The sequence below is a fragment of the Litoreibacter albidus genome (genome assembly GCF_900107015.1).
Classification (GTDB): Bacteria; Pseudomonadota; Alphaproteobacteria; order Rhodobacterales; family Rhodobacteraceae; genus Litoreibacter; species Litoreibacter albidus.
This window is the reverse complement of the sequence record NZ_FNOI01000006.1, coordinates 152437-173087: the sequence shown is the minus strand read 5'-3', so window position 1 is coordinate 173087 and position 20651 is coordinate 152437. Positions and strand designations below refer to the sequence as shown.

The window sequence follows — 20651 nt, the reverse complement described above, 5'->3', positions numbered from 1 at the left end:
TGGGCCTGAACCTTTGGAGACCCGCATGAAAATTTCAATGACCCTCGGCACAGACGTTGAGTTGGACCATGAAATGTTGATGACCTTCGCTCCGACGCTTCTGGCGCTGAACCTGTTGCAGAAAACAGGCGACAAAGAGCAAGACGAGGAAGACGCAGAGGCGCTGACCCACGACGTCTCGCGCGTCTTTGATCGTTGCGCGGTGGAGCTGAACGGCAAGACGTTCAGGCCCAAAATTTGCTGGGTGGACGAGTCGGGCCAAATCCTTTCCGGTGCCGAAGACTATGTTGATCTTCAGGATGGCGCATATGGCTCCTTGGAAGATCTCCACGAGGTCAAAATAGATCCAGGTTATAAAGCGCCATGAGCAAACCATCCGACAACCCCGCCGACCCGTTCAAAAAGGCGCTGGCTGAGGCCACCAAAACCCTCGCCAATGACCCTGATCTGGGCGTCGCCTTCTCCGTTGACCCTCCGGGGATGACCAACGACCAAGTGCGCCTGCCGCAAGTCACGCGGCGCATGACCAAGGCCGAGGTGTTGCTGGCCCGCGGCACGGCGGACGCCTTCGCGTTGCGCCGCCGCTTCCACAGCCCGACCACCGCCAACCGCTATTTGCCCCAAGGCAACATGGCGCGCGAACTCTACGACGCGATGGAAACCGCGCGCTGCGAAGCCATGGGCGCCCGCGTCATGCCGGGCACCGCAGGCAACATCGACGCCAAAATCGGCGCGGAGGCGGAGCGCAAAGGCTACGGCCAAGTGACCGAGCCGGGCCAAGTGCCGCTGTCCGTCGCAGCAGGCTACATGATCCGCCAACTGGCCACCGGCCGCGAGCTGCCCGCCGATGCGGCCAATGTGATGAACCTGTGGAAGGACTTCATCGAGGGCGCCGCTGGCGGCACGCTGGAAAACCTGCAAGACGTGCTGTCCGATCAGGCCAGTTTCGCCAAATTTGCACGCCAGATCATTGATGATCTGGGCTACGGCGACCAGCTGGGCGAAGACCCTGACGACATCAACGAGGATCAGGAAGACGAGGCCTCCGAAGACCAGCAGGACCAAGAACAAGACGATACCTCCAACCCCGAGAACGAAGACAACGCGGAGGACGAAGACGCCTCCGGCGAGCAAAGTCAGGAGCAGCAAGACGACGCCGCCTCCGCCACGGTGCAGCTGGATGACATGGCCGACGCCGAAATGGGCGAGGAGGCAGAAATGCCCGACGGCGAGGCCCCGATGGACCCGCCGCCCCCCGCCCCCCATTCCGACGCGGACCCGAATTACGAGGTGTTTTCAACGGAGCACGACGAGGTGATCCGCGCCGAAGATCTGGCCGAACCGGCGGAGTTGGAACGCCTGCGCGCCTACCTCGACCAGCAGCTTGACCCGCTAAAAGGCGCCGTGTCGCGGCTGGCCAACAAGCTGCAACGCCGCCTTCAGGCGCAGCAAAGCCGCTCGTGGGAATTCGACCTTGAGGAAGGCATCCTTGATGCGGGCCGCTTGGCGCGCGTGGTTGTCAGCCCGACCACCCCGCTCAGCTTCAAGCAAGAAAAAGACATGGAGTTCCGCGACACCTGCGTGACGCTGCTCATCGACAACTCCGGCTCGATGCGCGGCCGCCCGATCTCCATCGCCGCGATCTGCGCCGATGTCTTGGCGCGCACGTTGGAACGCTGTCAGGTCAAAACCGAAATTCTGGGCTTCACCACTCGCGCGTGGAAAGGCGGTCTCAGCCGCGAAGAATGGCTCGCCGATGGCCGCTCGCAGCAACCCGGACGCCTGAACGATTTGCGCCATATCATCTACAAATCCGCCGACGCCCCATGGCGCCGCTCGCGCGATAACTTGGGCCTGATGATGAAGGAAGGCTTGTTAAAAGAGAACATCGACGGGGAGGCGCTGGAATGGGCGCACAAACGCATGACGGGCCGCCCCGAAGCGCGCAAAATCCTGATGGTGATCTCTGACGGCGCGCCGGTGGACGATTCAACATTGTCGGTCAACCCCGCGAATTACTTGGAAAAACACCTGCGCGATGTGATCGCTATGGTGGAAAAACGCAAAGCCGTCGAACTGATTGCCGTGGGCATCGGCCACGACGTCACGCGCTACTATGAGCGCGCGGTGACAATTACCGATGTCGAACAATTGGCCGGTGCGATGACGGAACAGCTCGCCGCCCTCTTTGACAGCGATCCGCGCGCCCGTGCCCGCGTCATGGGCATCAAACGCGCCAGCTAGAAACGGGACCCTTCCCCAATATTGCTTCATAACCCATCATTGCTTCACAAATACCTCGGAGGGGTTCAGGGGAGGCAGCGCCTCCCCTGCGTAGCGACGCGGCGAAGCCGCGGCGCAATCCCTCACGCGCCACACCCCCGCCCTTTCGACTTGCACCGCTGCCCAATTCTTCGCACCTTGCCGCAACTTCCGACACGATCGCCCCACCCCATAGGTCTGCCATGTATCAACGCTTTGACGACACCACTTCCCCCGAGCAAGGCCCGCCGCGTCTGCGCGCGCTGCGCCAAGAGATGGCAGACAAGGGCTTTGACGGTTTCCTGATCCCGCGCGCCGATGCGCATCAGGGGGAGTATGTGGCCCCTGCGGATGACCGTCTGGCGTGGCTCACGGGGTTCACCGGATCGGCTGGCTTTTGCGCCGCGCTGCGCGATGTTGCGGGCGTGTTCATCGACGGGCGCTACACCGTGCAGGTCAAAGCCCAAGTCGCACTAGACCAGTTCACGCCCGTCCCATGGCCCAGCAACAAGCCCGGCCCGTGGTTGAAAGAACACCTGCCCCAGACCCATAAGATGGCCTATGACCCGTGGCTGCACACCAGCGCCGAGGTCGACGCCATCACCCAAGCCGGCGTCACATTGGTGCCCAGCCCCAACCTTGTGGACCGCATCTGGCATGACCGCCCCGCGCCGCCCATGGGCAAAGTCATCGCGCACCCGCTGGAGTTGAGCGGCGAGGCGCATGGCGACAAACGCGCCCGCTTGGCGGCGGGGCTGGCGGAGGCGGGGCACAGCGCCGCTGTGTTGACCCTGCCCGACAGCATCGCGTGGCTGTTGAACATTCGTGGCAGTGATATTTCGCGCAATCCTGTGCCCCATTGCTTTGCAATTCTACACGCAGACGCCACGGTTGATCTGTTCATCGCAGCCCCCAAGCTTAACGAGATCGGCGACCATCTGGGCGCGGATATCCGCATTCATGCGCCCGATGCCTTCCTGCCCGCGCTGGCAGCGCTCAAAGGGCAAGTGGGCGTCGATACCTCTTCTGCCCCCGCCATCGTGTCCCAGACCATCACCGCCGAGGTTGTGGCGATCGACGACCCATGTGTTCTGCCCAAAGCCTGCAAAAACCCCGTGGAAATCGACGGCACCCGCCGCGCCCATCTGCGCGACGCGCAGGCGATGGTAAAGTTCCTTGCGTGGCTTGATGCCCAAAAGCCCGGACTCACGGAAATCGAAGTGGTCAGCGCGCTTGAGGGGTTCCGGCGTGACACCAACGCCCTGCGCGACATCAGCTTTGAGACAATCGCGGGTGCCGGACCGCACGGTGCTATCGTGCATTACCGCTGTACCGAGAGCACCAACCGCGCGGTGCAAGACGGCGAGTTGCTACTTGTCGACAGCGGCGGGCAATATGTGGACGGCACCACAGACATCACCCGTACCGTTGTCATGGGCACCCCCACGCGCGAGCAGTGCGAGTGCTACACCCTTGTTTTGCAAGGCATGATCGCCCTTGCCATGGCGCGGTTTCCGCGCGGTGTCGCTGGCCGTGACCTTGACGCGCTGGCCCGCGCGCCCTTGTGGCGCAACGGCTTGGACTTTGATCATGGCACGGGCCACGGCGTGGGCTCATATCTGTGCGTCCATGAAGGCCCCGCGCGTATCAGCCGCCAGTCGGAGGTGCCGCTGAAACCCGGCATGATCCTGTCGGATGAGCCTGGCTATTACCGCGAGGGCGCGTTCGGCATCCGCATCGAGAACCTGATTGTCGTGCAAGAGGCGCCGCCCTTGGGGGACAACCGCGACCAGCTTAGCTTTGAGACGCTGACCTTTGTGCCCTTTGACCGCCGCCTGATCGCGGTTGATATGCTATCCCCCTTGGAGCGGCGCTGGATTGACGCCTACCACGCGGAAATTGCGCAAAAGCTGGACATTCAAGGCCCCGCACGCGACTGGCTGGAGGCTGCGACAAAAGCGCTGTGACGTCACGACTTCCCAAAGCGTCATGAAAATGCAATGTTCCGCGTTCAGCATAAAATGACCGTTCAAGAAGGGGCTTTTTACCATGGCCAACCAAATCAAATTGCGGAACGCATCCGGCAAGTATTCCATCCGTGCAGCCGGAGCCGTCTTGGGCGAGAGCAATAACGTCATCGAACTCTCGGAGGGCGATCTGACCCCCGTCCTCTACGTGCCGCGTGCGGATCTGGCGATGGCGTTTTTCGACAAGACCGACACCAGCACCCATTGCCCGCATAAGGGCGACGCAAGCTATTACACACTGGAAGCCAAAAGCGGCCCCATCAAGGACGCGGCGTGGTCCTACGAGACCCCGAACGAGGACATGACGGCCATCGCGGGGCATCTGGCGTTCAACACCAGCAAAGTGACCGTCGAGGAGGTCTAACACCCCCTCCCCACGGCATCGGCACCACTTCGGCGGGTCAGGAGTGTTCTTCTGCCGCCGTCGCCGCCAAGGCGCGGTTGTACTGCTTCAAGGCATCCACCTGAAACAGCGCGCCCAGAATGGTGGGCGCCTCGCCCTCCTTGCCCATGGTGGCCACGGGAATAAACAGATCGTTGTTGCGCTCGAACAGGGGCATGGCGTCTTCCAGCGTGGCGTTCGGGTCGATATAGACCCCCTGCTCTATCATCTTCCAGATGTCCTCCTCTGCGGCGGCGCGTTCGTGGTCCGCGTCGCGCATCACGTTGCGCACCCTGAACATCGACAAAAGATAGGCCTGCGGCCCTGCGGCCAAATGCACGCCGCGCCGCTCCAGCTGGGTCAGGAAGAATGACCGGTCGACCAAACGGCTGGCCAGCGCGGTGGACAGCGATACCGCGACCATCACGGCAAGGCCCGTTTGCCAGTCACCCGTCAGCTCGAACACGATCAGCGTGGTGGAGATCGGCGCGCCCAGCACCGCCGCCGCAACGGCCCCCATGCCAGCAAGCGCATAAAGTGTCTCGGAGCCAGACACGTTGGGGAACACGCTTGTCGCGATGCCGCCGAACGCCAATCCGGTCAGCGCACCGACCATCAACGACGGGGAGAACACCCCGCCCCCCATGCGCCCTGCCATGGTAATCGCCACCGCTGCGACCTTGATCATCGCGAAGATAATCGCCTCATGCAAAAGCAGCTCTCCGGTTAGGGCGGCGGATGTGGTGCCGTAGCCCACGCCGATGATATGCGGGAACCACAGCGCGATAACGCCCAGCATGGCCCCCGCAAAAGCGGGGCGCAACCAGCGCGGCATGCCGCTGAGGCTTTGGACGTGGTTGCCGACGTCGTCGGCCCAGAAAATCGCCCGCATCAGCGCCACGGCGACCAAACCGCAGAGCAGCCCGAGCATCAGGAAGGCTGGTAGCTCCACGTAAAAATCAAGCGTGGTGTTCAAGGGCAGCGCGAATTCGGTGACGTCGCCAAAGGCCAGACGGTTGATCACCGTCCCCGCGACGGAGGCAATAACAATGGGCGCAAAAGCGTGAACCGCGAAGTGACGCAGCACCACCTCCAACGCGAACAGCGCCCCCGCTATGGGCGCGTTGAACGACGCGGAGACCGCTGCGGCGACCGCGCAGCCCAGCAAGTCGCGCCCTGTGATGCCGTCGGCCTTGATCAGGTCGCAGACCCAACTGGAAATAACGCCGGCAAGGTGCACCACCGGCCCCTCCCGCCCAGACGATCCCCCCGTGCCCAGCGTGATAATCGACGCCGCAGCGGAGGCCAGACCGGCGCGTTTTTCCACCCGCCCGTTGTGCAGCGCGGAGCCCTCAATCACGTCAGCGACGGAGCGCACGCGCCCGTCATCGGTAAAGCGGTGAAGGATCCAGCCTGTCAGCAACCCGCCCGCGATGGGGATCAGAACGATCCAGTACCATTCCAGATCGGTGACAAATTCCTGCAACGCACGCACATCTTTGGCGTCGTAGAGCACGCCTTGGATCGCGGCGATACCTTTGCGAAATACCAGCGCCGCCAAACCAGCCGCGATACCGACCAACAGGGCGATGAACCAGAACTGAAGCTGCGACGGGCCTTTCTGGCGCATGATCCGCAGCGCATTGACCAAGGCGCAGATGCCATCGTCAAATTGGGCGCGAAGGAAGCCGCGCTCTGGATCGTGCTGTCGTGGGTGCTCGGCCATATGTCCCCGGCGCGTCGCGATGTTTCATACGGTCTTAGGACAAAGGGTTGAACGGGTCTAGGGCTAGACTTTCAACAAGGAGCGCGCCGCATCTTTGGCCGCGTCGGTGATGGTGTCGCCTGACACCATGCGAGCGATCTCGGTGATCCGCGCGGCCTCGTCCAGCGGGATAACGGTGGAGAACGTCTGCTCGTCGCGGACCTGCTTTTCCACGCGCCAGTGGTGCCCGCCCAAGGCGGCCACTTGCGGCGAGTGGGTCACGACCAGCACTTGCGCCCCGTCGGCCAGCGATTTGAGCCTGCGGCCCACGGCGTCTGCCGTCGCCCCGCCGACGCCACGGTCGATTTCGTCGAAGATCATGGTCACGCCCTCGGTCGTGCCGGAGAGGCACACCTTCAGGGCCAGCAAAAAGCGCGACAGCTCCCCGCCGGATGCGATTTTGTTCAGCGGGCCAGAGGGCGCACCGGGGTTGGTGGCGACGGTAAAGGACACATCGTCCTGCCCTTCCGCGCTTGGAGCCTCGCGGGTGACGTCGGTTTTGAACACCGCGCGTTCCATCTTCAGCGGAGCAAGCTCCGCGCCCATTGCTTTATCAAGCTTGGTGGCCGCCGCTTGGCGGGCGGCGGTAATGCGGTCGGCCTCCGTCTGGTAGCGCTCTGTGGCTTCGGCGAGGGCCTTGCGCAGATCGGCCAGTTCCACCTCCCCGCCATCCAGCGCGGCAAGGCGAATGCGCAGACCTTCGGCAAATGTCGCCAGATCATCGGCCAGAACGTCGTGCTTGCGTGCAAGGCCGCGCAGAGCGAACAGCTGCTCCTCGACCTGCTCCAACTCCTGCGGGTCGAATTGCAAACGCTCCAACACGGCTTCGACGCCCTGCTGCGCCTCATTAAGGTCGTTGGCGACACGCTCCAACGCGGCCAAAGGCGCGTCCAACTGGCCTTCGGCCTGATCCGACACACCATCGAGCCAGCGCGCGGCATCGTTGCTCATGCCCTCCGCGCCGTTCAGGCCAAGGGCTTGCAGCGCCTTGGAGATATCGTCTCGAATACGCTCCCCCGCTTGCATCTGGCGGCGCTTCACGTCCAGTTCCGCCTCTTGACCGGGTTGCGGGTCAAGGGCGTCCAGTTCCGACACCGCGTGGCGCAGGAATTCTTCCTCCGCGCGGATTTCATCCAAGGCCTTCTCGGCCCGCTTCAATTCGCGCTTGGCCGCCGTAAGGGACTGCCAGAGCGTGCCGATTTTCGTCAGATCCAGCCCCGCGAAGCTGTCGAGCATCTCGCGGTGGGCTTTTGGGTTAAGGATGCCACGGTCGTCGTGCTGGCCGTGAAGCTCCACCAAGGTTTCCGACAGCATGCGCAGCAACTCGCCCGATGCGCGGCGGTCGTTGATGTAGGCTTGTTTGCGCCCGTCGGGGTAGTTGGTGCGGCGCAGGATCAATTCGCCGTCGTGCTCAAACCCTGCGTCTTCCAACACAGACCATGCGCGGTGGCCGGACGGCAGATCGAACTGCGCGGTGACTTCGCCCTTTTCAGCGCCGGAGCGCACCAATTCGGCGCGACCACGCCAGCCCAGAACAAACCCCAACGAATCCAACAAGATAGACTTACCCGCACCGGTTTCACCGGTCAGCACGTTGAGACCCGGTTGGAACTCAAGCTCCAGCCGGTCGATGATCAACATATCGCGGATATCAAGCGTGCGCAGCATTTACACCACCCGTGGGACGGGGCTGACCCCGCCGCCTGTTACAGCCACTTGCCTCGGATTACCTGACGGTAGATGTCCTGCAACCAGCCTTTGCCCGCCGCTTCCGGCTCCAGCCCACGCCCTTGAAGCAGGTTGTAGCTGTCTTGGTAGAAACCTGTGGATTGGAAGTTGTGGCCCAGAATGGCCGCAGCGGTTTGCGCCTCGTCGGTGAGACCCAGCGACAGGTAGGCTTCCACCAAACGGTGCAAGGCTTCTGCCGTGTGCGTGGTTGTCTGGAATTCCTCGACCACGACGCGGAAGCGGTTGATTGCTGCCGGATAATGGCCGCGCTTGAGGTAGTAGCGCCCGATTTCCATTTCCTTCGCCGCAAGGTGGTCGAAGGCCAGATCAAACTTTAGCACCGAGGACTTGGCGTATTCGCTGTCTGGATACCGCTCGATCACCGTGCGCAGGGCTTGCAGCGCTTGGAAGGTCAAACCTTGGTCGCGGCCCACTTGGTCGATCTGGTCGTAATAGCTGATGGCCAAGAGGTACTGCGCGTAAGGCGCGTCCTCGTCGGCGGGATAGAAGTCGAGGAACCGCTGGGCGCTGGCGCGGGAGTTCTCATAATCACGGTCGGCGTGATATGAGAAAGCCTGCATGATCAGCGCGCGCTTGGCCCACTCGGAATAGGGATAGAGGCGTTCGATTTCGCCAAACAGGCGGATCGCCTCGTCGACGTCATTTTCCGCAAGCTGGAATTCGGCCCGCTTGTAGATTTGTTCGGGACCGAAGGTCTCGAGTGGCGCTTCCTCTTTGGAGCCCCAAAAATTCGCGAATAGACCATCGCCGCCACGGTTTCCGCAAGCGGACACACTGGCAACCAGCGCGAACGCTGTGACTGTTCTTAGGATAAACCTGCTGCGCCCTACCATTGACCGCCAACCTCTTTGCTTGACCGCCCCGGTGTCCGGTTCACGGCCTCTTCGCGTTGGTCTAGCACATCTCTTTGCAGGGCAAAACGCCTTTATGTCCGATTATGCGACGAGGGCGAGATCAGCTTTGCGCACGCCAACCCCTGGCAACCGCGCTGCTTGCTCCGGAGAGCATGGCACCATGCGGTAACAAGACGGGTTCGCAAACAGCTTGCGCAGCAATTTGTTGGTCATCGCGTGACCTGCTTTGACACCCGTGTAGCGGCCCAAGATAGGCGCGCCCGCCAAGGCCAGATCGCCCACAGCGTCCAGCATTTTATGGCGCACAGCCTCGTCCGCGTGGCGCAAACCACCCGGGCTGAGCACATCGTCGCCGTCTACGACAACTGCGTTGTTATAAGTGCCGCCAAGGGCCAAGCCGTTGTCATGCATCATGTCGATATCTGCCTTGCGGCAGAAGGTGCGGCTGTCGGACAGTTCACGCACAAAAGTTCCGTTGCGCATATCCAGCGCCATGTGCTGGCGCCCGATTGCCGCGTCGGGGAATTCGATGTGGAAATCAATTTCCAGCCCACCCGCAGGGGTCAGCATGGCCATTGCGCCGTTTTCTTCGACGATCACCGGCGACAGAACCTCAATCGCGTAGAGGCGCGCGGCTTGCTTGCGGGCACCGGTCTCAACGATGGCGCGCACGAAGTCGGCGGAACACCCATCCATGATCGGAACCTCTGGACCGTCCAGTTCAACCAATGCGTTATGGATGCCGCAGCCTGCGAGTGCTGCCATAATGTGCTCCACGGTGGAGACACCGACGCCTGCGTCGTTTGTCAGCTCGCTGCACAGGGGCTTTGCGCCCACAGCAGAATAGATTGCGCGGACCATGTTGTCGGCATCGGTCACGTCGGTACGCTTGAACCAAACGCCGAAACCCGGCTCTGCGGGGTGGACGTCCATGCGGACAGGCGCACCGGAGTGCAGGCCTACGCCGTCAAAGCTGATCGTCTGTGTCAAAGTGGCTTGCACGCAAGACCCCCGATAAAGCCGTCTGTTGGCTTCGCTGTTTCAGTTTCCCAGTCGGGCCAGAGTGGCCGTTTGGATTGACCTTAAAATATGTGCTGGGGCGCGCGGTCACAACTCACTCTTTATGACCGTTTGCAACATCTGTGTAACATTACGCTGCAACGCGGCAAGTGCTTTGATTTCATTGACTAAAAACGAACAAGGCCGGGCAATGCCCGGCCTTGTTACGACGCTAGACAGCGCTTGTTTAGTTGGCCTGACGACGCAGGAACGCAGGGATTTCGATCTTTTCCTGCTCTGGGTCGGCCTTGGCTTGTGGCTTCGGCGCTGGCGCGGAGGCAACCTGTGGCTGGTGACGCTGCGGCGCTGGTGCACGGCCTTCGTCCTCTGCGGCACCGGTCATGCGGCCGATCAGGGAGTTGATGCCGAACCGTGGCTTTTCAGCGTGGGTTTCAACAACCTCTTCGTGGTGCTGCTGCATCTGCTGCTGGTCTTGGCCAGGGTTACGGCCAACTGCGGCGCGCAGGCGCTGCATGGCTTCCGGCGTTGGTGTGCCTGCGGCCTGCTGGCGCGATTGGAACACCGGCTGTGCAGGCTCCGCTTGCGCTGCGGGTTGGTATGTAGGCTCTGGCGCAGGGGTGTAGACAGGCTGTGGCAGACCGTCTTCGGTCAGCGCTTCTGGCTCGTCGATGCCCTCGAACAAGGATGGCTCCGGCGCGGCTTGCTGCTGAGCGTAGCTTGGCGCTGCGGCCTGAGGAGCGGGCGCTGGCGCAGGGGCTGCGGCGGCTGGCTGCTCTTGCACCGGTTGCGGTGCTGGCTCGGAGCGGTCAAGCTGCAACGGGGCTGCCAAGGACCGGCGCGTGACCGGATGGGCCAGCAGCTCTTCGGAGGCTTCGATCCCTGTTGCAACCACGGACACGCGCATTTTGCCGTCCATTGTTGTGTCCAGCGTGGAGCCGACGATGATGTTCGCCTCTGGGTCCACCTCTTCGCGGATGCGGTTTGCGGCTTCGTCCAGTTCGAACAACGTCAGGTCGTGACCGCCGGTGATGTTGATCAGCACGCCTTTGGCGCCGCGGAGCGAGATTTCGTCCAGCAGCGGGTTGGCGATGGCTTTCTCGGCGGCTTGAACGGCGCGATCTTCGCCTTCAGCCTCGCCGGTGCCCATCATGGCTTTGCCCATCTCGTCCATCACGGCGCGCACGTCGGCGAAGTCGAGGTTGATCAGGCCAGGGCGCACCATCAGGTCGGTGACGCCTTTAACACCTTGATACAGAACGTCATCGGCCATGGAGAACGCTTCGGTGAAGGTCGTTTTCTCGTTGGCCAGACGGAACAGGTTCTGGTTCGGAATGATGATCAGCGTGTCGACAACCTTCTGCAGGGCTTCAACGCCCTCCTCGGCTTGCTTCATGCGCTTGCCGCCCTCGAACTGGAACGGCTTGGTGACAACACCCACAGTCAGAACGCCAAGCTCGCGGGCAGCTTGGGCGATGATTGGCGCGGCGCCTGTCCCTGTGCCACCGCCCATACCGGCAGTGATGAAGCACATGTGAGCGCCAGCGAGGTGGTCGACGATTTCTTCGATGCTTTCTTCAGCGGCGGCGGCACCGACTGTGGCGCGTGCGCCAGCACCCAGACCTTCGGTGACTTTCACACCCATCTGGATCTTCGCGGGGGCTTTGCCCTGCTGAAGCGCTTGTGCGTCTGTGTTGGCGACGACGAACTCGACACCATCAAGCTCTTTCTCGATCATGTTGTTTACGGCGTTACCGCCTGCCCCGCCGACACCGAAAACGGTGATGCGTGGTTTGAGATCTGCTTGTTCTGGCATCCGAAGATTAAGTGTCATGAGTGGGTCCGCCCGCTTAGAATAAGGTGTGTGTACTTTTCACGAATGGGCCATTCTGACCCTTATGTTTATGCCTCGTTTCGGCAAATCCTATCGACACTCTCGCCTGACGTCACGCGAAAAAGGCATTTTTGCCACAAAATATGGAAATATTTACGCTGGTGTCGGCAGCATTTCGCTTAAATGTGGATATATGGCGTAAACTATGAATGTAAGCACAAGACAAAAGGGGAACACTCTGCAAACAGGTGATTTCCGTGGAATCAGCTTTGTGTTTTCAGGGACGACTGCTCGGCCTGATTTGCCTCTTGCGGGCAATAGGTAAAGTGTAGCGCAACGCGCCGTGGCTGTCACCCCTAGCGCTGCGCCGCTTTCTTCTCTTTCAACGAGCGCAAAAACAGCCCGATGCCGCCGACCAACAGGATCAGGATGACCAGCAGATCGAAGGCGCTCATGCGGACCAGTTGCAGGTTGATGTTGGCAATCACCCCGAACACCAGCCCGATGAGCGACGCCGCCGCCAAGCCCCAGCCGAGGTAGTTCTTGGAGTTATAAAAGATCATGCCCACCCCGAAGATGAACGGCACCAAGATCATACCGGAGGTCACCGGCAGGCCACCAAGGCGGAACGCCACCATGCCCATGCCGAATTGCGGGCGCACGATGATCCCGTTGAGCAGCATGTAGCCGCCCGCGCACATCATCACGAAGCCGAGCAGGAAACTGCCCGCGCCGCCGTCTGTGCCACCTGCTCCGCGATGTGCCATCTATCCGCTTCCTACCAGTTGTCTTTGAACCACTTCACCGCGCGCTTGAGCGAACGGGCCGGATAGCCCTCCACGGGGATGTCGAAATCCCACCACTCGTCCTGCGGGTGGGCCGCAAACAGGCATGTCCCCACAGCCGACGCAAAGCCAGGCCCCGTGACGGACTGCGGCAAGCCTTGCACACGCAACGGGCGGCCAAGGCGCACCTGCTGGCCAAGAATGCGCGACGCCAAACCATCAAGCCCCGGAAGCTGGGACGCGCCGCCAGTCAGCACAATGCGCTGGCTTGGCAGATGCTCGAACCCTGCGGCGTCGAGACGAACGCGGACCTCCTCAAGGATTTCTTCCATGCGGGGGCGCATCACGCCGATAACCTCGGCGCGGCTGACGGTGCGGCGGTCGTGTTCCCAATCGCCGGTGTCGGAGCTGAGGTCGATCATATCGCGGTCATCCATGCCCGTGGCCTGAACCCCGCCGTAGAATGTCTTGATCCGCTCCGCCGTTGGCATCGGCACTTGCAGGCCTTGGGAGATGTCGGAGGTGACGTGATCGCCGCCCATGCGCACGGTGTCCGCATAGATCATGTGTTTCTTGATGAAGATAGAGATACCGGTGGAGCCGCCGCCAAGGTCAATGCAAGCCGCGCCCAGTTCCTGCTCGTCCTCGACCAGCGAGGAGATGCCAGCGGCGTAGCTGGAGGATGCGATGCCTGCCAGTTCCAGATCGCAGCGCTTGATGCAGTACAGCAGGTTCTCAATCGGTGCGCGGTCCACGGAGAGCATGTGCATGTCGACGGACAAGGAGTTGCCAGCCTGCCCACGCGGGTCCGCGAGGCCGGAGCGGTGGTCGACCGCAAAGTTCACGGGCTGCGCGTGCAGAATTTCGCGGTTCTCGCCATAGTCAGGCACGTCGCAGGAGGACAGAACCCGCGCCACGCAATTGTCCGTCACCGCACCGTCGTGCAGATCAACGCTGCCCGCCAACCCGTAGGAGCGCGGTTTCGCGCCCGCGAAACAGGCAATCACGTGATCCACCCGAACGCCTGCCATCTTTTGCGCGGCTTGCACGGCGGTGCGGATCGCGCGCTCCGTCTCGTGCATCGCGTCGATTTCACCAAAGCGCACCCCGCGCGACCGTGTGGTCGCGGCCCCGATGACGCGGAAAGACGACTGCCCCGCCATGGAGCCGATGCCGTCGCTGTCGCGGAAGCTGTCAGGACCATCAAAGCGCAACACCAGACAGGCGATTTTGGAGGAGCCAACATCCAGCACCGCGATAACCCCCCGCTGCATGGCAGCTTGGCGTTTGTTTCTCATGGCGCGTTGAGATTGGTACAGATCGGTCATGGGACGCTCGTCTCTCGTTATTGGTTGTTTTTCACTTGGATGCCTTGCATTTCGCGCATGAAAGCCAGCGCGTCAGACGACATTCTAAGTGTGGGACGGTCAGGGTTACGGATATCAATATGGGTCACGTCGCGCGCCAGCAGGTCTTGCGCGTCGTTCAGGGCCAGCACACGGTCTAGCGCGCGGGCGGCGTCGCGTGGGGGCAACATGATGCGTTGGGCACGGTCAAGAACCACATCCCAGCGACGTTCGGAAATGCGCACCACACCTATCATGCGGTCGCGGATCGGGGCAGCGCGCTCGATCAACGCCAAAGCCTCGGGGACGGCGGCGTTCGCCCCCTCCCCCGCGATGAACGGCAGGTCGGGACGCGCAGAGCGCGTTTGCAGCGCGGACACGCGGTGCCCGTCACCGTCGAGCAGCTCCAGCCCGTCTGGCCCGCGCCACACGACGGCGGGCACGCGCTCTTCTACATTGATTTGCAGCAAGCCGCCCTTGCGCACCCGCACATCAACGCGCTTCACCGCATCAAGGCTTTCGACCTGCTTGCGCATGGCCTCCAAATCCAGATCAAAGCTGGAGATCGGCAAGTCCACGGGCATCACTTCACGGATCGCGCTGTTTAGCCCAGTGGAGGCCCCGTCGATCGCCATCAGCTTGACCATGAACTCGGGGCGCTCCTCAATAGAACGGCGAATTTCGGTGTATTTATCGGCAATCGCCTGCTGGCGGTCGGCGTTAGAGAAATACAGCCCCAGCGACGCCACCACCAGAAAGCTTGGCATTCCCACCCGCACGATGCGGCGGAAAGACGGCGTGAGCCAGAGGCGCTCCATCCGGTAGGACCAACGGCTGGGCGCAGGGTCGTTACTGGGCTGCGGTTTGTTGAACGGGTTTAACGGTCGCATGACGCGTCCTCCACCATCCATTTGCACAGCTCGGCCATGGACATGCCCGACTTCTGCGCCTGCTCTGGCGTTAGTGACGTGGGCGTCATGCCGGGTTGCGTGTTGGTTTCCAGCAAGATCAGCCCTGCGGCGCCTTTGCTTTCGTCCCACCGGAAATCGGTACGCGACACGCCGCGGCATCCCAATGCATTGTGCGCGCGTAAAGCGTAATCGAGGCAGAGCGCTGTGATGTCTTCGGGGATGTCGGCGGGCACCACATGGCGCGACCCGCCTTCGACGTATTTCGCGTCGTAGTCGTACCAGCCGTCCGTCAGGATATCCGTGACGACCAGCGCACGGTCGCCCACCACGGAGGTGGTCAGCTCGCGACCGGGGGCGAATGTTTCAACCATCACGGTGTCGGGCATGTCGTCGGACAGCAGCGGCGGCGTGGCTGCGCCTTCCTCGACCAGATAGACCCCGACGGAAGAGCCTTCATTATAAGGCTTCACCACATAGGGTGCGGGGATTACATGGGCGGCCATCACGTCGGCCTTTGAGGCCAGCACGCTGTAGGCGGCGGGCAATCCGGCCTCGCGGTAAATTTGTTTGGTGCGTTCTTTGTCCATCGCCACGGCGGAGGCCAGCACACCCGAATGGGTGTAGGGGATGCGCATCCATTCGAGCAGACCTTGCACGCAGCCGTCTTCACCCCAGCGACCGTGGAGCGCGTTGAACACAACATCCGGCTTAATTTCGGACAAGCGCGCAGCCAGATCCGGACCTGCGTCCAGTTCTGCCACATCATAGCCCGTTTCACGCAACGCGGTGGCGCAATCACGCCCAGAGGACAGCGACACTTCCCTCTCTGCCGAGGGGCCGCCCATTAGTACCACCACTTTGCGAATTGTCCTGCTCGACATATCCGCCTCAAATGCCCCTTTGCGGAGCTTATTTTGTGTTGGAGTCTTTTTGACCCACTATATTTGGTTAGTGCCTGCTCAGGTTAGCGTTTACCGACCCGAAGCACCTCCCATTGTAGCTCTATTCCGGAGTGTTTGAGAACCCTTTTCCGCACCAACTCGCCCAAATCTTCCAACTCCGCTGCCGTAGCGCCACCGGTGTTGATTAAAAAGTTCGGGTGCTTTTCGCTCATTTGCGCGCCGCCGAGGGTGTGGCCGCGCAGGCCCGCATCCTCAATGACCTTCCACGCTTTCAACTCATGGGTGTCATCGTCCTTGCCTGTAGACGAGAATCCCGCCGGATTGCGAAAGGTGCTGCCTGCGGTGCGGTCCTTGGTGGGCTGGGTTGCATCGCGCTTGGCCAATTGGTCGGTCATGCGTTGGTGCAGGTCTTCGGGGTCACCCGCCGTGGCCTCCAGCGCGACCTCGACAATCACCATACCGTCAGGCAACTCCGACGACCTGTAGGCGAATTTCAGATCTTCGGCAGTCAGCGTCACCGCTTCGCCGTCCCGCGTGATGGCCTTGGCCTCAACGAACACATCCGCGATGTAGGAGCCGTAGCAGCCCGCATTCATCCGCACCGCGCCACCGATCGCACCGGGGATCGTGCGCAGGAACGTCAAGTCCAACCCCGCGTCCGCCGCCTTGCGCGCCACATGCGCGTCGAGCGCCGCTGGACCGCAAATCACACGGGTGCCGTCAAAAGAGATGCCATTAAAGCCGCGCCCCAAGCGGATCACCACAGCATCCAGCCCGCCATCCCGCACGATCAGGTTGGAGCCGACACCCATAGGAAACACAGGGATTTCGGGGGCAAGGTCGCGTAGGAACGCGGCCAGATCATCGTGGTCGGCAGGCTGGAACAGCGCCATGGCGGGGCCACCGACACGCAGCCAAGTGAGGTCCGCCAAAGGGCGATCAGGCGTCAAAGTGCCGCGAGGAGTGGGGAAATTTGTCATGGATTCCGTGCTAAATGCGAGGGGCCATTTGGGCAAGGGGAAAGCTGAGTTTCAAAGCCTGCGGCCTCCAGCACCCTCGGCTTGCGGATTTGATACGCTGGGTTAAGTTGAAACGATGCAACCCATCGGCGCTTGGCGGTATTGATGATGACGCGCTAAAGGGTTTACCCCGTCGAGCATATGAATGCGCCCTCGCTCATTAGCGGCGGCAACACGTGTGAACCCTTTAGAACCAGAGACTGTTTATGAAAATTGCTCCTGAGAAGGGCCGCGCGCCCATCCCCGCAGACCAAGCGGCCCGTGTTGAAGCTTTCGCGGTGAGCGTAGATGCGCAACTGCCCCCAGATTACGAGGCCTTTCTGACACGGCACGACGGTGGCTTTCCCTATCCCAACCTGTTTGATCAGGTCACGCCTGATACAGTTCGCTGGTCCGTGGAGCGTCAGGCGATTTGCGACCGGTTGTTTGGGTTGGAGAATGTCGCATCCCACGCCAAGGGCGAAATTTTCGGCAATGCTGCTCCCACCGGATTTCTGCTGATCGGAGAGGATCCCGGCGGCTTGATCTTTCTGCTTTCGTTACGCGCAGAAGACTTTGGCGCGGTATTCCTATGGCAGTCAAACGGCGCGCTTTGGGGGAGCGCGGAGAATAACGAGAACCATATCTTTCAACAGGCTGTCAGCTTTTCGGACTTTCTGGACAGCCTTTACGAAACTGACGACAAGATCGGATATGACCATTGGGCCACCCCGTTTGCGGTGGCGAACGCGGTTGAACTACACCTGAACTGAGCGCCCCGCACATTTGGCTGAAGCGGGTTTCAGAAGATTTTCTGCGAAGTCTATGCAAGGTGTCGGTGCTGCGTCGGGCATGGAACCGCTTCCTATCCCAGAAAACGGACCTCGCTCGCCGTGACGCGACTTATTAACTCGCCAGTGTTTACGGCAAGATATGTGGGTCTTGGCGGACGGGCGGCGCTATCAACATGGCGCTGCACCCAGTTTCGGCCTTCCATCGCTTTTAGCGACTGCGACAAGGCGCGATCCGTAATGGTTTGCAAGTTTCGCTTGATGTCGTTGAAGTGGCTCGGTCGGTGTATGGCCGTCAGCACCGGCAAGGTCCATGAGCGGCGGAGCAGGTCCCTATCTTCCTCGCCCGTAACTGTCTGAATCCTGTGGGCAATAGCTGCCGCAGAAACCCCACGCGGTGTCAGACGGAACTCAGGGCGGAGCGGATGCCCGTGGCCGGGGTTACGTTCCAATAATCCTATCGAGATCAGGTGATCCATGCTTTGCGCGAAAGCGGTTCTGCTCGCGCCGGTGGCCGCCAGCAGCGGGGCCTGCCGCCCCGCAACACCTGCGTGCAGGTTCGCCAAAATCGGCATAGCCCAAGCTTTCGACGTGGTGTTGACAAGTGCCTTAATGTCCATAAAGTATAGTTAACATATTTTTAACAAAAAGGGAAGATCATGTCGCTCATTTCATTGCAAAACACCATTACGATCGCGCTCTCGGTCAAAGATCGGCACGCAAGCGCGGACTGGTACAAGAGCATACTCGGGTTTGAAACACTCTACCACGCAGATGAGGCGGGCTGGTCAGAGATTCAAACCAACACACCCGGCGTGACGATTGGAATGGGCGAACATACCAAACCCGCGCCCGGAAACTGTGTTCCGGTCTTTGGCATCGGCGATCTCGATACGGCGCGGCAGAAGTTGGAACAGGCCAATGTAAAATTTGACGGCGAAACTGACGTCGTTGACGGCATGGTCAAGACAGCGACCTTCTATGATCCCGACGGGAATGCGATGATGCTTGCCGAAGACTTGACGGGCACAGGGTAGCGCACGCGGAGATACGTGGGCTCTCTAAAGGTGGCCGGCCTTAAGACCGGCCACTGTGTTACAGGCACAAATAGAGGTGGGAATTCGAGCCGGAATAGGGACCCGCAGTGGGTGCTTTCTAAGCTCTATCTCATTTGGTTAGATGGTCGCGCTGCTGCCGTTGAACGCCGACGCGACTGGCGGCGTAGTTTCGCACCCCAACACATTCCAAGCGCAATTATTTAGCAGACTGTGCTGCTCAAAGCGGCAGACGCGCCCCACCCTACTCCGCCGGTTCGCCGACGGCTTTGTTTCTCATCCATCGGCCCAGATAGCGGACGGGCCAGCGCAGGACGGAGACGCCTGCAGCGAGGGCGATCAGGCCGACCCATGGGCCGTTCTCATAAGTCACCCAGCCCAGCAACGGCACGCCGATGGCGATCAGCACATAGGCCCTGCGCCACAGGTTGTCGCTGGATGGCAGCATGGCCGCGACATTCGCGGCGATCACCCAAACGAAGGCTGCGATCAGCGACGGGCTCATGTGACCGCCGCCGCGCGACGCGTTGCGCATGTGGGTTGGGATGCGGTGCGGGCGGTCATTTGCCACCTGCTTTTGCGAGCTTTTCGGGAAGGCTGTTAGCCCAGCCGCTGATTGTGCCAGCGCCCAGAAGGACGACCATGTCACCGGCTGTCGCCTGCTCGCGCACCAAGCGGACCAGATCGGCCTCATCCATCACGGCGCGTGCGTGGCGGTGACCGTGGCGTAACAGGCCAGAGACCAGATCATCGCGGCCTGCCCCCTCGATGGGGTCTTCGCCTGCGGCGAAGATATCGGTGATGCCGACCACATCGGCGTCGTTGAAGCAGGAACAGAAATCGTCAAACAGCGAATGCAGCCGCGAGAAGCGGTGCGGCTGGTGAATAGCAATAACTCGGCCCTCGGTGGCGTGGCGCGCGGCCTTGAGGACGGCGGCGATTTCAACGGGATGGTGCCCGTAATCGTCGATGATAGTCACCCCGTCGACTTCGCCGACTTTGGTGAAGCGGCGGTTCACACCGCCAAAACTTGCGAGGGCGGCCCTAATTTCCTCGGCCTTCATGCCCAAGTGACGTGCAACCGCCACCGCGCTCAGCGCGTTGGAGACATTGTGATCGCCCGGCATTGGCAGACTACAGTCCTTGATCACCATGTCGTCGTTTTGCAGCGCGATGTCGAAATGCGCGACGCCAGCCTTATACGTCAGGTTGATGGCCCGCACGTCGGCCTGCGCGTTGAAGCCAAAGGTGACCACGCGGCGGTCAGTGATCTTGCCCACCAGCGTTTGCACCTCTGGATGATCGGTGCAGCACACGGCGAGCCCGTAGAACGGGATGTTGGACACGAAGTCCAGAAAGCCACGGCGCAGATTGTCGAAGTCGCCCCAGTGCTCCATGTGCTCAGGGTCGATATTGGTGACGATGCCGATGGTGGCAGGAAGGCGGTTGAACGTGCCGTCAGACTCGTCCGCCTCGACGACCATCCATTCGCCCTGCCCCACGCGCGCGTTGGAGCCGTATGCGTGAATGATGCCGCCGTTGATCACTGTGGGGTCGATGCCACCCGCGTCCAACAAGGCCGCGACCATCGTGGTGGTGGTGGTCTTGCCGTGGGTGCCTGCGACGGCGATGTTTGACTTCAGGCGCATCAGCTCGGCCAGCATTTCGGCGCGGCGCACGACCGGCAGGCCCTTGAGGCGGGCCTCGTCCAGCTCCGCATTGCCCGCCTTGATCGCGGAGGAGATCACGACGACGGCCGCGTTTTCCAGATTTTCCGCGCGTTGACCCTCAAATATCTCCGCGCCCAACTCTGCCAGCCGGTCGGTAATCTTAGAGGTCTTCATATCGGAGCCTTGGACGGTGTAGCCAAGGTTCAACAGCACCTCTGCGATGCCGGACATGCCGATGCCGCCGATGCCCACAAAGTGGATGGCGCCAAGTTCTAACGGGAGTTTTGTTGCGGATGCGTTCAT

At 61.4% G+C, this 20651-nt stretch carries 19 protein-coding genes; 6 read left to right on the top strand and 13 right to left on the bottom strand.

Going from position 1 to position 20651, the window contains the following annotated elements:
• The first annotated feature begins 25 nt into the window (after positions 1-25).
• The 4 genes from BLW66_RS14215 (at position 26) to BLW66_RS14200 (ending at position 4653) form a co-directional block, all read left to right on the top strand.
• Complete coding sequence (locus tag BLW66_RS14215; protein WP_089947816.1) at positions 26-367, top strand: hypothetical protein; 342 nt, start codon at positions 26-28, stop codon at positions 365-367.
• Positions 364-2244 (top strand): cobaltochelatase subunit CobT, encoded by a 1881-nt coding sequence (cobT, locus tag BLW66_RS14210; protein WP_089947815.1) that lies wholly within the window; start codon positions 364-366, stop codon positions 2242-2244. Before BLW66_RS14215 ends, cobT begins: the two co-directional genes overlap by 4 nt.
• Positions 2245-2465: 221 nt before the next feature.
• A complete protein-coding gene (locus BLW66_RS14205) occupies positions 2466-4229 on the top strand; it encodes an aminopeptidase P family protein (protein ID WP_089947814.1) in 1764 nt (587 codons plus the stop codon).
• An 82-nt stretch (positions 4230-4311) separates the two neighbouring features.
• The gene (locus BLW66_RS14200) at positions 4312-4653 is read left to right on the top strand and encodes a DUF427 domain-containing protein (RefSeq protein ID WP_089947813.1); all 342 of its coding nucleotides are present in this window, start codon (positions 4312-4314) and stop codon (positions 4651-4653) included.
• Between the two features lie 37 nt (positions 4654-4690).
• Here the strand turns inward: BLW66_RS14200 and BLW66_RS14195 are convergent, their stop codons facing one another.
• The 10 genes from BLW66_RS14195 to murB form a co-directional block, all read right to left on the bottom strand.
• On the bottom strand, positions 4691-6397 hold the full coding sequence (locus BLW66_RS14195) for a chloride channel protein (protein WP_425283334.1): 1707 nt from the start codon (positions 6395-6397) through the stop codon (positions 4691-4693).
• A gap of 63 nt (positions 6398-6460) precedes the next feature.
• Complete coding sequence (recN, locus tag BLW66_RS14190; protein ID WP_089947812.1) at positions 6461-8104, bottom strand: DNA repair protein RecN; 1644 nt, start codon at positions 8102-8104, stop codon at positions 6461-6463.
• Positions 8105-8142: 38 nt separating this feature from the next.
• Positions 8143-9018 (bottom strand): outer membrane protein assembly factor BamD, encoded by an 876-nt coding sequence (locus tag BLW66_RS14185; RefSeq protein WP_089947811.1) that lies wholly within the window; start codon positions 9016-9018, stop codon positions 8143-8145.
• Between the two features lie 102 nt (positions 9019-9120).
• Positions 9121-10041 carry a UDP-3-O-acyl-N-acetylglucosamine deacetylase gene (gene lpxC, locus BLW66_RS14180; RefSeq protein WP_089947810.1) on the bottom strand — a complete coding sequence of 307 codons (921 nt, stop codon included), beginning with the start codon at positions 10039-10041 and terminating at the stop codon, positions 9121-9123.
• Positions 10042-10285: 244 nt separating this feature from the next.
• Positions 10286-11890 (bottom strand): cell division protein FtsZ, encoded by a 1605-nt coding sequence (ftsZ, locus tag BLW66_RS14175; protein WP_089947809.1) that lies wholly within the window; start codon positions 11888-11890, stop codon positions 10286-10288.
• 356 nt (positions 11891-12246) lie between these two features.
• Complete coding sequence (locus tag BLW66_RS14170; protein ID WP_089947808.1) at positions 12247-12657, bottom strand: hypothetical protein; 411 nt, start codon at positions 12655-12657, stop codon at positions 12247-12249.
• 11 nt (positions 12658-12668) lie between these two features.
• Entirely contained in the window at positions 12669-14003 is a 1335-nt protein-coding gene (gene ftsA / locus BLW66_RS14165; protein ID WP_089947807.1) for a cell division protein FtsA, read from the bottom strand.
• Between the two features lie 17 nt (positions 14004-14020).
• The gene (locus BLW66_RS14160; protein WP_089947806.1) at positions 14021-14911 is read right to left on the bottom strand and encodes a cell division protein FtsQ/DivIB; all 891 of its coding nucleotides are present in this window, start codon (positions 14909-14911) and stop codon (positions 14021-14023) included.
• A complete protein-coding gene (locus BLW66_RS14155; protein WP_170833486.1) occupies positions 14899-15813 on the bottom strand; it encodes a D-alanine--D-alanine ligase in 915 nt (304 codons plus the stop codon). Before BLW66_RS14155 ends, BLW66_RS14160 begins: the two co-directional genes overlap by 13 nt.
• A gap of 83 nt (positions 15814-15896) precedes the next feature.
• The gene (gene murB / locus BLW66_RS14150) at positions 15897-16814 is read right to left on the bottom strand and encodes a UDP-N-acetylmuramate dehydrogenase (protein ID WP_089947805.1); all 918 of its coding nucleotides are present in this window, start codon (positions 16812-16814) and stop codon (positions 15897-15899) included.
• 245 nt (positions 16815-17059) lie between these two features.
• Here murB and BLW66_RS14145 point away from each other — a divergent pair, with 245 nt between their 5' ends.
• Positions 17060-17605 carry an SMI1/KNR4 family protein gene (locus BLW66_RS14145; protein WP_089947804.1) on the top strand — a complete coding sequence of 182 codons (546 nt, stop codon included), beginning with the start codon at positions 17060-17062 and terminating at the stop codon, positions 17603-17605.
• A gap of 92 nt (positions 17606-17697) precedes the next feature.
• Here the strand turns inward: BLW66_RS14145 and BLW66_RS14140 are convergent, their stop codons facing one another.
• Positions 17698-18243 carry a winged helix-turn-helix transcriptional regulator gene (locus BLW66_RS14140; protein ID WP_089947803.1) on the bottom strand — a complete coding sequence of 182 codons (546 nt, stop codon included), beginning with the start codon at positions 18241-18243 and terminating at the stop codon, positions 17698-17700.
• 39 nt (positions 18244-18282) lie between these two features.
• On the opposite strand from BLW66_RS14140, the gene BLW66_RS14135 reads away from it, so the two are divergent.
• Entirely contained in the window at positions 18283-18660 is a 378-nt protein-coding gene (locus BLW66_RS14135; RefSeq protein ID WP_089947802.1) for a VOC family protein, read from the top strand.
• A gap of 262 nt (positions 18661-18922) precedes the next feature.
• On the opposite strand, the gene BLW66_RS14130 is transcribed toward BLW66_RS14135, so the two are convergent.
• Both BLW66_RS14130 and murC read right to left on the bottom strand, forming a co-directional pair.
• Positions 18923-19183 carry a DUF2484 family protein gene (locus tag BLW66_RS14130; protein ID WP_089947850.1) on the bottom strand — a complete coding sequence of 87 codons (261 nt, stop codon included), beginning with the start codon at positions 19181-19183 and terminating at the stop codon, positions 18923-18925.
• Between the two features lie 55 nt (positions 19184-19238).
• Positions 19239-20651: a UDP-N-acetylmuramate--L-alanine ligase gene (gene murC, locus BLW66_RS14125; protein ID WP_089947801.1), complete on the bottom strand. Its 1413-nt coding sequence runs from the start codon at positions 20649-20651 to the stop codon at positions 19239-19241.

Bases quoted from the DNA above. Each gene is read 5' to 3' on its own strand.
- BLW66_RS14130 (WP_089947850.1), bottom strand. From the start codon at position 19,183: ATGAGCCCGTCGCTGATCGCAGCCTTCGTTTGGGTGATCGCCGCGAAT.
- murB (WP_089947805.1), bottom strand. From the start codon at position 16,814: ATGACAAATTTCCCCACTCCTCGCGGCACTTTGACGCCTGATCGCCCT.
- BLW66_RS14140 (WP_089947803.1), bottom strand. From the start codon at position 18,243: ATGGACATTAAGGCACTTGTCAACACCACGTCGAAAGCTTGGGCTATG.
- murC (WP_089947801.1), bottom strand. From the start codon at position 20,651: ATGAACGCATCCGCAACAAAACTCCCGTTAGAACTTGGCGCCATCCAC.
- BLW66_RS14155 (WP_170833486.1), bottom strand. From the start codon at position 15,813: ATGTCGAGCAGGACAATTCGCAAAGTGGTGGTACTAATGGGCGGCCCC.
- BLW66_RS14195 (WP_425283334.1), bottom strand. From the start codon at position 6,397: ATGGCCGAGCACCCACGACAGCACGATCCAGAGCGCGGCTTCCTTCGC.
- ftsA (WP_089947807.1), bottom strand. From the start codon at position 14,003: ATGACCGATCTGTACCAATCTCAACGCGCCATGAGAAACAAACGCCAA.
- BLW66_RS14185 (WP_089947811.1), bottom strand. From the start codon at position 9,018: ATGGTAGGGCGCAGCAGGTTTATCCTAAGAACAGTCACAGCGTTCGCG.
- BLW66_RS14135 (WP_089947802.1), top strand. From the start codon at position 18,283: ATGTCGCTCATTTCATTGCAAAACACCATTACGATCGCGCTCTCGGTC.
- BLW66_RS14145 (WP_089947804.1), top strand. From the start codon at position 17,060: ATGAAAATTGCTCCTGAGAAGGGCCGCGCGCCCATCCCCGCAGACCAA.
- recN (WP_089947812.1), bottom strand. From the start codon at position 8,104: ATGCTGCGCACGCTTGATATCCGCGATATGTTGATCATCGACCGGCTG.
- BLW66_RS14160 (WP_089947806.1), bottom strand. From the start codon at position 14,911: ATGCGACCGTTAAACCCGTTCAACAAACCGCAGCCCAGTAACGACCCT.
- BLW66_RS14205 (WP_089947814.1), top strand. From the start codon at position 2,466: ATGTATCAACGCTTTGACGACACCACTTCCCCCGAGCAAGGCCCGCCG.
- ftsZ (WP_089947809.1), bottom strand. From the start codon at position 11,890: ATGACACTTAATCTTCGGATGCCAGAACAAGCAGATCTCAAACCACGC.
- BLW66_RS14170 (WP_089947808.1), bottom strand. From the start codon at position 12,657: ATGGCACATCGCGGAGCAGGTGGCACAGACGGCGGCGCGGGCAGTTTC.
- cobT (WP_089947815.1), top strand. From the start codon at position 364: ATGAGCAAACCATCCGACAACCCCGCCGACCCGTTCAAAAAGGCGCTG.
- BLW66_RS14215 (WP_089947816.1), top strand. From the start codon at position 26: ATGAAAATTTCAATGACCCTCGGCACAGACGTTGAGTTGGACCATGAA.
- BLW66_RS14200 (WP_089947813.1), top strand. From the start codon at position 4,312: ATGGCCAACCAAATCAAATTGCGGAACGCATCCGGCAAGTATTCCATC.